Below are 11,375 nucleotides of genomic sequence, written 5' to 3' on the forward strand. Positions count from 1 at the left end.
GCATATTTGCTCGAAGCGTCAACCGGCCTGCGATTTCGCCCGAACTTCGAGATTCGAGCACCTCCGCATCCCCGATTCGCGAAAAATATTTCTCTGTTACCCCTGGTCACACACATGGCGCGAAATCCATCTCCGATCCGGCTTCCGTTTGCTGATACTTCGAGTTACATTAAGTACAAGTTCGCACCACACAGGAGGAAGCGATGACACTGACGTCAGAAGACGGCACGATCTCTATCGATCCCGACGCGGAGACCGAGAAGTACAACGAGACTCTGCGCCTTCTGTCCGAGGGATCGGTGCACAAGCACTTCGACCCTTACGTCGACATCGACTGGGAATCCCCCAAGTTCTCCGTCCCGGAGAACGATCGCCGGTGGATCCTGCCCACCAAGACCGACCCGATCGGTAGCCACCCGTGGTACCAGGCCCTGCCGGAAGACCAGCAGATCAAGATCGGCATGTGGCGCCAGGCCAATGTCGCGAAGGTCGGGCTGCAGTTCGAGAACATCCTCATCCGAGGGATGATGCAGTACGTCTTCTCGCTGCCCAACGGATCCGCAGAGGCGCGCTACTGCACTCACGAGTCCATCGAAGAGTGCAACCACACCTTGATGTTCCAGGAGATGGTCAATCGCGTCGATCGCGATGCGCCCGGCATGAGTCGTCCGATGAAGATGTTGTCGCCGATCATTCCGCTGTTCGCGTCGATCGCACCGGAACTCTTCTTCGTCGGCGTCCTCGCGGGCGAGGAGCCCATCGACCACATTCAGAAGTCCGTTCTGCGTTCGGGTGAGGAAATCCACCCGATCATGGAAAGCGTCATGGCCATTCACGTGGCAGAGGAAGCACGACACATCTCGTTCGCGCACCAGCTTCTCCGTCGTCGGGTTCCCAAGATGTCGAAGGTCGGCCGGTTCTTCCTGTCGCTCGCCTTCCCGATCGTGATGCGCGTGCTGTGCGACGCGATCGTGATTCCGCCGAAGCGGTTCTGGAAGAAGTTCGCGATTCCTCAGTACGTGAAGAAGGACCTCTTCTGGGAATCCGAAGAGGCGCAGCACACGCTGCAGGACTACTTCGGCGACGTCCGCATGTTGGCCACCGAGACCGGCATGATGAGCCGCCCCGCGAAGCTGATGTGGAAGGCGTGTGGCATCGACGGCAAGGCCTCGCGTTACCGTAGCGAGCCGGACCGCAGCTCCAACCAGTTCGCCGCCTGATCCCCCGTCACTCCAGCGCCAGTTATCTCCACAGCAGCGCCTGCCGTCAGGAATCACCATGCCCCACGTTGTCACTCAATCGTGTTGCAGCGACGCATCGTGCGTCTACGCATGCCCCGTCAACTGCATCCATCCGACACCGGACGAGCCCGATTTCCTGACGGCAGAGATGCTGCACATCGACCCCACGTCGTGCGTCGATTGCGGCGCCTGCGTGTCGGCGTGCCCGGTCGACGCGATCGTTCCGAAGTCCAAGTTGACCGACGAGCAGCTGCCGTTCCTGACGATCAACTCGGACTTCTACAAGCAGGAACGTCCCACGCGACCTCTCCTCGCGCCGGTGTCTCCGGCACCGGCCGTCGCCAGGGACAGGCAACCGCTCCGAGTCGCGATCGTCGGGTCCGGTCCGTCCGCGATGTACGCCGCCGACGAACTGCTCACACAGCCTGGCGTGAAGGTCGACGTCTACGATCGACTTCCGCAGCCGCACGGTTTGGCGCGTCTGGGTGTTGCGCCCGACCACGAGAAGACCCGCCAGGTCTCGCGTTTGTTCGACAAGATCTCGGCGCAACCGGGCTTCGAATTCCACTTGGGCGTCGAGATCGGCAAGGACATCTCACACGAGCAACTGCTCGAATCGCACCACGCCGTCGTCTACGCGGTCGGCGCCTCCCGTGATCGCGAGTTGACCGTGCCCGGTGCCGATCTGCCCGGCCGTTCGTCCGCCACCGACTTCGTCGCCTGGTACAACGGCCATCCCGACCACGCGCATCGTCGCTACGATCTGTCGCACAAGCGGGCAGTCATCATCGGCAACGGCAACGTGGCGCTCGACGTCGCACGCATTCTGACGATCGATCCCGAGCGCCTCGTCGGCACCAACGTGCCCAGCCATGTGGTGAAAGCGCTGCGCGAGTCGAACATCGAAGAAGTACTCGTCGTGGGACGACGCGGCGTCGCGCAGTCGGCGTTCACCGTTCCCGAGTTCGCCGGCCTGCTCAGCACATCCGGCATCGACGTCTCGATCCACAAGGACGAGATGATGCTCGACGCGACCACCACGAAACTCGCCGAGACCAACGACCTTCCCCACGCCGTCTCCCAGAAGCTGCAGCTTCTCCGACGGGTCGACGACGTCACCGGCAGCGACAACAAGCGCATCGTGCTCCGGTACCTGTTGTCGCCGACGCGCATCCTCGGCGACTCGGCCGTCGCCGGCGTCGAATTCGACCGCATGACCCTCGACACCGACGAGAACGGGGCTGTACTCAGCATCGCGACCGGCGAGAAGGAGACTGTCGACGCGGGGCTCGTTCTCACCTCCATCGGCTACCGCGGTGTCGCTCTGCCCGGGGTGCCGTTCGACGATCGTCGGGGCATCATCCCCAACGACGGAGGCCGTGTGCTCGAGTCTGCTGACGGCACAACAGTTCCTGGCTCGTATGTGACCGGGTGGATCAAACGCGGCCCGTCCGGCTTCATCGGAACCAACAAGTCGTGCGCCCAGGAAACGGTGCGGCATCTCGTGGACGACTTCAACGACGGCACGCTCGGTGACATCGACGTCGCGCCCGAAGTTCGGCGCTGGCGTCGGGCACGCCGAGTCTGAGACAAACGGAAAGAAGGCCCCGCACATACCGTGTGCGGGGCCTTCGTCGTTCCGAGGTCAGTCGGGGATCATGTCGAAGGTGTCCGGGTTGGGCCCGGTACGCCCTTCTTCACCGCGATCGAGGGCAGTGATGTCCGCGATGTCGGAATCGCTCAGCTCGAAGTCGAAGATGTCGAAGTTCGCCTTCACCCGGTCCGGTGTCACCGACTTGGGGAAGATGATGTCGCCGCGCTGCAGATGCCACCGCAGAACGACCTGAGCCGTCGACTTTCCTACGGCCTGAGCGATCTTCTCGATCGTCGGGTCGTCGAGCACCTTGCCCTGGGCGATGGGCGACCATGCTTCGACCGCAATCGCGTTGTTGCGGCTGTGGCTGCGTGCGTCTTCGTTCACGAAGTACGGGTGCACTTCGATCTGGTTCACCGCAGGCACCGTCTCGGTCTCCTGTGCAAGGCGTTCCAGATGGGCCGGCTGGAAGTTCGAGACACCGATAGACCGTGCACGTCCGTCCTTCGCGAATTCCTCCAGCGTCTTCCAGGTGGACACGAAGTCGCCGTCGTAACGAGTGGGCAGAGGCCAATGGATGAGGAACAGATCCACGTAGTCGGTTCCGAGGTCGTTCAGAGTCCGATCGAATGCTCGACGCGCGTCGTCGGGTTCGTGAAAACCGTTGTTCAGCTTGCTCGTGACGAAGACGTCCGAACGGTCGATTCCCGCGTCGCGGATACCCTGCCCGACTTCCTTCTCGTTGCCGTACATCTCGGCGGTGTCGATATGTCGATAGCCGACCTCGAGGGCGGTCTTGACTGCTTCGGCGGTCTTCTCGGGTTCGATCTGGAACACACCGAAGCCGAGCTGCGGGATGGTTCGACCGTTGTTCAAAGTGATGCTGGGTACGACACTCACGTGATTCGTCATCTCCGTTCGATATTCGATTACTCGCCGTCGTGTACCCGCGACGCGCAGATCTACACGCTGCGGGTGCGCCGGGAATCTCGAACCTGTCGGACCCACTTGGTACAAATCCATCGACACCGACACCGACACCAGGCCCCTCACTGGATGTCCTCGAACACTCCGACGAGGGGAACCATGAACGTTCACGCACTGCATCGGACCGTCGACGCCGAGACCCTGATGAATTCGGGCATCGTGCTCGCCGCCGATCCGCTCACGTCACGCGACGCCTTGGCCAGGTTCGTCGACCATGTCATCGACTTCGAAACACGAACGGCGACAACGTTGGACGACCGATGCGTCGCGTACGCCGACTCGATCCTGGCAAGCACGTTTGAACGAGGTTGGCAGCCGGCCGAACTCGTCCACGTCATCGCCCGAAAACTCGACAAACCGGACTTCTCGATGATCAAGGCACTCCTCGGTGCCCATGCGCGAGCCACCACAGCGCTCTCCACGGCTCCGCCCGACTGGCGAGAGCAACTGAGAGACATCGGAATCGACCCGAGTACCGACCTCGCCCACTACCGACGAACATCACGAGTGACCCCGAGGATGTACTGGGACAGTCTCTTCCGCCTGCTCGCTCAATTTCGGCTGCTGCCTTCTCTTACTCCCCTCTCACCCCCGCCCTCACGATGGCATGCGCACTCCACGACGACGCGCACACGCGCAGACACGAAGGTTCTCAACAAGATTCGGGGGCTGCTGGCGAAGGCGGAATCGTCCTCGTTCACAGAGGAGGCAGAGACGTTCTCCGCCAAGGCGCAGGAACTGATGACGCGGTACGCGATCGACAGCGCTGTTCTCGATTCCGCCCAGGGGTCCGCACCCACCGACTTGGTCGTGACGCGCCGAATTCTCGTCGACAACCCGTACGCGGATGCCAAGATGCATCTGATGTCCAGCGTCGCCGCGTCGAACGGCGCGAGGACTGTCTGGTACAAGAAGCTCGGCCTCGTCGGCATCACGGGGATGCCTGTCGATCTCGACCTGTGCGAACTGCTGTACACCTCTTTGCTGGTGCAGTCCGCGCGGGCGTTGGCCGATGCAGGTATCGATTCTCGTACACGCTCCCGCGGGTTTCGACGGGCGTTCCTTCTCGGCTACTCGTGGCGGGTCCGCGAACGCCTCGCTGAAGCACGTGATCGGGCAGACCGAGCGGCCGGCGAGCAGTATGGGTCGTCATTGGTACCGATCCTCGCCGCGCGAGACGAAGCCGTCACGTCGGTATTCGAAGAACTGTTTCCGGACCTGAGCTCCGTCAAGATCACGGTGTCGGACAGATCGGGTGTCCACGAAGGTCGACGGGCAGCCGAGCATGCGGACCTCACCGGAGGGCGAGAACGCATCGAAGACTGACGAACTGTCAGTCAGCCCGTGCGCTCGCTCGACCCGGGTGATATGCACGAAGCATGAAGACGTGGCGAGCGGCAGTGGCCGTGACAGCAGTATCGATCGCGGTATCGGCTGCCGGTTGCTCGACGGATGGAACGGCTATCGCGTCGGACGAAGCAGCACCGACAACCGCACAGGTCACTACGACCCGCGCCGCCACGACCACAGCCGAGCCCACCTCAACCGCTCCCCTACCTGCCCCGTACTCGTTCACGACCGCCCGCGTCTCGGGGTCGACCGATCGCGTCGACTACGACGTGAACATCCCACAACTCACGGGAGGCGATGACGCCGTCGTCTCCGAATTCAACGAGTCGATGCGCGCCGCACTGCAGGATCAGGTCGACAGGTTCGAGCCGTCGAGTTTCACACTGTCCGATGCCCGCCCCGGACCCACGTACGTGGGCGACAGCGTCGTCGCGGCCGTGCTCAACACCTCGTGGGATGCCAATCCCCCTGGCGCACATCCGACCGCGATCGTCGCGACGGTCACGGTGAACACCGACGACGCCACTCCCATCACGCTGCAGGACCTCTTCCCCGATCTTCAGGCCGGACTACAGCGGCTGTCGGAGCAGTCCGCGATCCTCCTTCCGGCTACAGCCGCGGGTCCGGATTTCGAACGAACGGGCATCGAACCGACCGTGAGCAATTTCGCCAACTGGGTTCCCTCCGCCGAGGGCATGAACATCAGATTCGGCGACTACCAGGTCGGTCCACACGCCATCGGTCTCGTCGATGTCACCGTCCCGTGGTCCGCACTGTCCGATGTGGCCGATCCGCGGACTCTCGATGCACTTAGCCGATAAGGCTCGCGAGCGCAGGCATAGTGAGGCCGCAGCTTCGAAACGATCGTCTTCACAACTCTAAGCTCTCGAACACAGGCTTAATGATGGACAAGCTGCACCGTGACCCTTAATGGGGCTTCAAGCATGTTCACGCAAGCTCAGGAGTAGCCATGGCCAGCCCAAGGCGCAGCACCAAAACCAGCGACGACCCGCTCGCAGCCGCATTCGTTGCCAGGAGACTGCAGCTCGGTCTGACGCAAAGCGACCTTGCGCTCCTGGCCGGCGTCGGCCGCTCGACTATCCAGTCGATCGAGTCGGGCAAATCCACAGTGCAACTCGATGGTTCCCGCGCTGTCGCAGACGCGTTGGGTTGTGACCTGCGACTCGTCACACGTTCCGGCACGACGGTCCAGGCGCGCCCGTGACCTCCAACGACATGCGTACGGTCGACGAGGCCGACGTCTACAAAACGGACAGACATGCGGGGACCTTGACGCGCACGTCGTCAACGGTATCGCCGGCCTGCTCGTGAAGCGATTCGATCGAACCGGCGACACGCGACTCGCGACTCGCGACTCACACAAGAGGATGCGTGTCAGCTGTCCGGCGTCTACCCAGCCGCCAAGTATCGACTGGAGACCGAGTCCGTCATCCGAACCCTCTCGCGCACAGTCGAACTGGGTGGAGGCTCTGCGCGCCTGGCCACACTCCAACTGTTGCGCCTGACGACGTACTCGTACCTCATCGGCAATGGCGACCTTCACGGCAAGAACTACTCGGTCCAGCTGAACCCGTCCGGACAGTGGTCGGTGACACCGGGATACGACCTGTTGTTCACTCAGCCGTAGGCGGGATGGAAAGACCCGATGGCGTTGAACCTCTACGGCCGAGCCAATCGATGGACACGCGACCACGTCGTCGCGTCCGCACACACCCTCGGTGTTCCGGAGCGCGCCACCGCCCGCATGCTGGACGAGGTCGTCGATGGTGTCCGCTCCTCGATGGCAACGCTCGACTCCGTCGGCTTCGACGACCGGTCGACGCGTCGACTCGGAGACTTCGTGGCGTCCCGATGCCGAGAACTGACACGCTGACCCCTTGACCTCGACTGCTTCCGCGCCTAACGTACAACCACATGGTTGTAGATGAGGTTCGAGACGCGGACATCGACCGACTGTTCCAAGCATTCGCCGACTCGACCCGTCGGGACATCGTCTCGAGGGTCATCACCGGCGAACACTCGGTGTCCGGGTTGGCCGCTCACTACTCCATGAGTTTCGCCGCCGTGCAGAAGCACGTGGCGATTCTGGAACGCGCTTCCGTCGTCACGAAGGAGAAGCGCGGACGGGAGCAGATCGTGCGAATTCGTCTGGACAGCATCAGGAAAGCACGAAGCCTGCTCGACGAGTACGAACTGATCTGGCGACAACGCGTCGACCGGATCTCCGACATTCTCGACGAAGACGAGGAAGAGGGAGACACACCATGACCGTCATCAGCACAGACAAGAGCGTTCAGGACCTGAACTTCACGATCGTTGCCGAGTTCGACGCGACAGTCGAACGTGTGTGGCGGATCTGGGAAGATCCCCGGAAGCTCGAGCGCTGGTGGGGACCGCCGACGTGGCCCGCAACGTTCGAGCAACTCGACTTCGTCGAGGGCGGCAAAGCGCACTACTACATGACCGGACCGGACGGTGACAAAGCCCGAGGGTGGTGGCGCATCACGTCGATCGACGCACCCCGCCGGCTCGCGTTCGACGACGGTTTCGCCGACGACAACTGGGATCCGATCGAGAACCTGGGCGTCACCAAAATGACTGTTGCACTGGAGGAAAGAGATGGTCGCACTCGGATGACGACTGTGTCGACGTTCGAGAACGCGGATCAGATGCAGAAGCTGATCGAGATGGGAATGGACGAAGGCATGGGCCTGGCGATGGGCCAGATCGACGCGATCCTCGCCGAATAGGACTCAGGTGTTCGCGCGGTCGAGCCGACCGCGCGAACACTCCGTCAGGACGTTGCCCAGACGCCGAGCTCGTTCCCGCTCGGATCTGTGAAGTGGAATCGCCGCCCACCCGGGAACGGATACGGCCCGTTCACGACGGAACCGCCTGCGGCGGTGACGGCCTCGACGGTCGCGTCGAGGTCGTCCGAATAGAGAAGCACAAGTGGCCCGCCCTGTCCGGGACGCTCGGCCACCTTCGCCAAGCCACCCACTTCACTCCCGCCCGCGCCGACTATGCCCGCATATTCGGGACCGTAGTCGTTGAAGCGCCAGCCGAAGGCGGCGGAGTAGAACGCTTGCGCCGCCGACAGATCGGTGACCGACAACTCGACATAGTTCAAACGGTGATGCTCGTTCTGTGCCATGCGGTTACCCTACTCACGCGGCACAACTACCGGCGAGCGTTCGACATCCGTGACGCGGCCGTTCGTTGCTGCCACGACCCACATCGCCAACGCAACGAGGGCGACGACCTCGGCGACCACCAGTACCCGCTCCACGTAACCGAGCGTGACGACGCGGTACCACGGGGTCGTCGAGGTCATTCCGACGATCAGTGCGTACGCGATCGGCAGCAACGAGGCGACGCCGAGACAGGCGAGCGTGAGCGTCGTACGTGCCCACGTCGTCCAGCGGCCGTCACGCACCCATGGAATTGCGAAGGCGATCACTGCGATCGGGATGGCGACGAACGCGACGGCTGCCGCGACGCGGTGAATCGCACCGCCGAGGCCGAGGGTGGCGTCGTTGCTCCAATCCTGTTTCGGCACAGCAACAATGACGATCAATCCGACGATCCACGCCGTCATGGCCACCGAGGCGACCGAACGAGCTCGCGCCACTCCGTTGCGGACGGCCGCGACCAGGGTGGCAGCAGAACCGAGCGCCAACAACGAGACTCCGGTCGCGAACACCCACTGCTGTGCACCCAGGCCGTACTCACTGATCGTGCGTCGCAGATGCGCCGGGTTGTCGACGGCCGTCACCAGATCGAGTGTCAGGATCACGAGCGACCCCATGAGAACGAATACGACGCCGACGACGTCGAGGCGGGCTATGACGGTTCGTGAATTCTGCGGCGGCACGTCGTCCACTGTGCCCGAACCCTAGTACCGGATTCGGTACCAGTGCTCGACCTCACCCGACAGCCGTTCGAGACGCACTCTGTGTCCGCCCTGACTCGAGAAGAGCCTCACCCCGTCGCCGAGGAGAACCGGCACGGTGAAGACCAGGATCTCGTCGAGCAATCTCTCCTCGATGCACTGCCGTGCGACGTCGGCTCCGAGGACGTTTACGTACTTCTCCCCCGCTGCGTCCGTGGCCGCGTCGATGGCGCTGAGCAGATCGGTCGCGACGGTGACTCCTGCGGGCGGCTCCACCGGCGGACGGTGGGTCAGGAGCACGACGGGACCGTCGTACTGCCCGCCGAACGCCCCCTCGTTCTCGGTACCGCGGTTCGGGTCGTCGCCGCCGAAGGTTGCGTTGCCGCACAGGACCGACCCGACTCGTGCCAGCAGCCGATCCGCCGTTTCGTTCGGCTCACCCATGTACTCGGACAGCCAGGACATGTCGCCGTCCGGACCGGCGATGTAGCCGTCGAGCGACATCGTCGCCGAATACAGAAGCGTGGCCATCCGCCTACTGTCTCACGCCACCCTTGCCGTCGAAGACCAGATGCCGGAGCGCGACGTTCTCGACGAAGAAGCGGTCGTGGCTGACGAGAACGACCGCCCCGGGGAAAGCTGCAAGTGCACGTTCGAGAACTTGCGTGCTGGCCAGGTCGAGGTGGTTGGTCGGCTCGTCGAGCACGATCACGCCTGCGCCGAGCAACAGGCATTGCGCCAGCGCGACACGGGCCTTCTGCCCTCCCGACAGAGTGCCGATCTTGGACTTCAGGTCCAGTTCGGAGAATCCGAGAAGTGTCAGGAAGCGATTGACCTCCTTTTTCGTCGCACTGAACGCGAGACTCCCTGGCATCGCATTGACGGCATGTGTGACCGTGTCGTCCAGATCCAGATCGCCGAGCACCTTGTTGAAATGCACGAATGACGGCGCCTTGGTCTTCCACTTCACCTTGCCGCTGTCCGGTTGCTCGACACCGGTGAGGATGTCGACGAGCGTGGTCTTGCCGCAGCCGTTCGGACCGGTGATCGCGATGCGGTCACCGCGGTGGATCTCGAAGGACACGTCGGAGAACAGAGCGTGCTCACCGAAGCTTTTCGAGATCCCCGTGATCTCTGCCAGATCGTCCGTGACGTGCAGGCCGCCGTAGATCGCGGTGACGACGGTATCGACGGGGCGCGGATTCTTCGCCTTCTTGATGTTCGCGAGTCGACGCTTCAATGCCGCGCTGGGATTCTTCAGCGCTTCCTTGTGGTCGTTGATCGCTTCCTGCTCGTAGGCAAGCAGCTGCTGTTCGCTGCTGAATTCACGTTCGAGGTTCTTGAGTCGAAACTGTTTCTGCACAACGTATTCCGAGTAGGAACCGTCGTACATCTGCAGGTGGTTGTTCTCGATCTCGACGATGTTCGTGACGACCTGCTCGAGAAACTGTCGATCGTGCGAGACGACGAGCAGACCACCTCTGAAGTCGCGCAGCCACCGCTCGAGCCAGGCGATGCCCTCGACGTCGAGGAAGTTGGTCGGCTCGTCGAGCAGTAGCACGTCGGGCGAGTCGAGCAGAATCTTGGCCAGAGCGGCTCGGTTGCGCCAGCCGCCGGACAGTCGGTCGACCGGCAGCTCGCGTCGTTCGGCGTTGAAGCCGAGCATCGACAGGACCGTGTCGATCTGTTGGTGGTAGGTCCAGCCGCCGCTGTTCTCCATCGCGTCGAGCAGCTCGGCTTGACGATCGACGAGCTTGTACATCTGCTTCTCGTCGAGGTCACCGCCGAGGGCGGCTTCGACCTCGGCGAGTTCTGCCTCGATCGCGTGTACGGATTCGAAGAGCGATTCGAGCTCGGTCTGGATGCTGCGGTCACCGTCGAGCTCGGAGAATTGCGAGAAGTAGCCGATACGTGCGCCTTCGGTGGTGTCGACGGTTCCCGAGTCCGGAGCTTCGCGCCCCAACAGCAGGTTCAGCAGCGTCGTTTTACCGGTACCGTTGCGGCCGATGAGTCCGACGCGATCGCCGTCGGCGAGCCGGAAGAACACCTCGCGGAGAACGCCCCTCCCGTCGTATCCCTTGGCGACGTCGTTCATGCGGATCCAACTCAACGAGAACTCCTGGTAGGCGACGGGCGGCTTCGCCGCATGTGCGTGCGAATGTAGGCGGTCTCAAGCGGTCATCGCAACGAGCGTCTTGTCGTATGCCTTCAGAGGAGTATCCCATCCGAGGGTCCTACGGGGACGGTTGTTGAGTAGGTCCTCGACCTCGGCGAGCCGTTCTGGGGAGTG

At 62.7% G+C, this 11,375-nt stretch carries 14 protein-coding genes; 9 read left to right on the forward strand and 5 right to left on the reverse strand.

The annotated features are described in order from the left end of the window. Positions 1–203 precede the first annotated feature (203 nt). Entirely contained in the window at positions 204–1,220 is a 1,017-nt protein-coding gene (locus tag HQ354_RS21190) for a diiron oxygenase (RefSeq protein WP_068427128.1), read from the forward strand. A 58-nt stretch (positions 1,221–1,278) separates the two neighbouring features. Continuing rightward, positions 1,279–2,829: an FAD-dependent oxidoreductase gene (locus HQ354_RS21195; RefSeq protein WP_206030542.1), complete on the forward strand. Its 1,551-nt coding sequence runs from the start codon at positions 1,279–1,281 to the stop codon at positions 2,827–2,829. A gap of 57 nt (positions 2,830–2,886) precedes the next feature. On the opposite strand, the gene HQ354_RS21200 is transcribed toward HQ354_RS21195, so the two are convergent. Beyond that, positions 2,887–3,735: an aldo/keto reductase gene (locus HQ354_RS21200; protein WP_222635496.1), complete on the reverse strand. Its 849-nt coding sequence runs from the start codon at positions 3,733–3,735 to the stop codon at positions 2,887–2,889. A 186-nt stretch (positions 3,736–3,921) separates the two neighbouring features. Between HQ354_RS21200 and HQ354_RS21205 the strand changes: the two genes are divergently transcribed. From HQ354_RS21205 to HQ354_RS21230, 7 genes are all read left to right on the forward strand, one after another. After that, positions 3,922–5,148: a DUF2786 domain-containing protein gene (locus tag HQ354_RS21205; protein ID WP_261768981.1), complete on the forward strand. Its 1,227-nt coding sequence runs from the start codon at positions 3,922–3,924 to the stop codon at positions 5,146–5,148. Between the two features lie 53 nt (positions 5,149–5,201). Further along, on the forward strand, positions 5,202–5,993 hold the full coding sequence (locus tag HQ354_RS21210) for an RsiV family protein (RefSeq protein WP_222635494.1): 792 nt from the start codon (positions 5,202–5,204) through the stop codon (positions 5,991–5,993). A gap of 149 nt (positions 5,994–6,142) precedes the next feature. Then, positions 6,143–6,397 (forward strand): helix-turn-helix domain-containing protein, encoded by a 255-nt coding sequence (locus HQ354_RS21215; RefSeq protein ID WP_114332179.1) that lies wholly within the window; start codon positions 6,143–6,145, stop codon positions 6,395–6,397. Positions 6,398–6,571: 174 nt separating this feature from the next. Further along, on the forward strand, positions 6,572–6,820 hold the full coding sequence (locus HQ354_RS25745) for a HipA domain-containing protein (RefSeq protein WP_240930919.1): 249 nt from the start codon (positions 6,572–6,574) through the stop codon (positions 6,818–6,820). Between the two features lie 18 nt (positions 6,821–6,838). After that, on the forward strand, positions 6,839–7,066 hold the full coding sequence (locus HQ354_RS25750) for a hypothetical protein (RefSeq protein ID WP_240930901.1): 228 nt from the start codon (positions 6,839–6,841) through the stop codon (positions 7,064–7,066). Between the two features lie 41 nt (positions 7,067–7,107). Beyond that, the gene (locus tag HQ354_RS21225; RefSeq protein WP_167675475.1) at positions 7,108–7,461 is read left to right on the forward strand and encodes a helix-turn-helix transcriptional regulator; all 354 of its coding nucleotides are present in this window, start codon (positions 7,108–7,110) and stop codon (positions 7,459–7,461) included. Further along, complete coding sequence (locus HQ354_RS21230) at positions 7,458–7,943, forward strand: SRPBCC domain-containing protein (RefSeq protein ID WP_068427121.1); 486 nt, start codon at positions 7,458–7,460, stop codon at positions 7,941–7,943. Before HQ354_RS21225 ends, HQ354_RS21230 begins: the two co-directional genes overlap by 4 nt. A 44-nt stretch (positions 7,944–7,987) precedes the next feature. Here the strand turns inward: HQ354_RS21230 and HQ354_RS21235 are convergent, their stop codons facing one another. The 4 genes from HQ354_RS21235 to HQ354_RS21250 are packed head-to-tail and all read right to left on the reverse strand — an operon-like array spanning position 7,988 to position 11,195. Continuing rightward, positions 7,988–8,347, reverse strand: a complete 360-nt coding sequence (locus HQ354_RS21235) for a VOC family protein (protein WP_068427119.1) — start codon at positions 8,345–8,347, stop codon at positions 7,988–7,990. 9 nt (positions 8,348–8,356) lie between these two features. Then, positions 8,357–9,076, reverse strand: a complete 720-nt coding sequence (locus HQ354_RS21240; protein ID WP_254303533.1) for a DUF998 domain-containing protein — start codon at positions 9,074–9,076, stop codon at positions 8,357–8,359. A gap of 12 nt (positions 9,077–9,088) precedes the next feature. Then, positions 9,089–9,616: a dihydrofolate reductase family protein gene (locus tag HQ354_RS21245; protein WP_167675473.1), complete on the reverse strand. Its 528-nt coding sequence runs from the start codon at positions 9,614–9,616 to the stop codon at positions 9,089–9,091. A 4-nt stretch (positions 9,617–9,620) separates the two neighbouring features. Next, positions 9,621–11,195 (reverse strand): ABC-F family ATP-binding cassette domain-containing protein, encoded by a 1,575-nt coding sequence (locus HQ354_RS21250; protein ID WP_261768982.1) that lies wholly within the window; start codon positions 11,193–11,195, stop codon positions 9,621–9,623. Positions 11,196–11,375: the final 180 nt, after the last annotated feature.

Source organism: Rhodococcus sp. BP-261, from assembly GCF_019835205.1.
Taxonomy (GTDB): Bacteria; Actinomycetota; Actinomycetes; order Mycobacteriales; family Mycobacteriaceae; genus Rhodococcoides; species Rhodococcoides kyotonensis_B.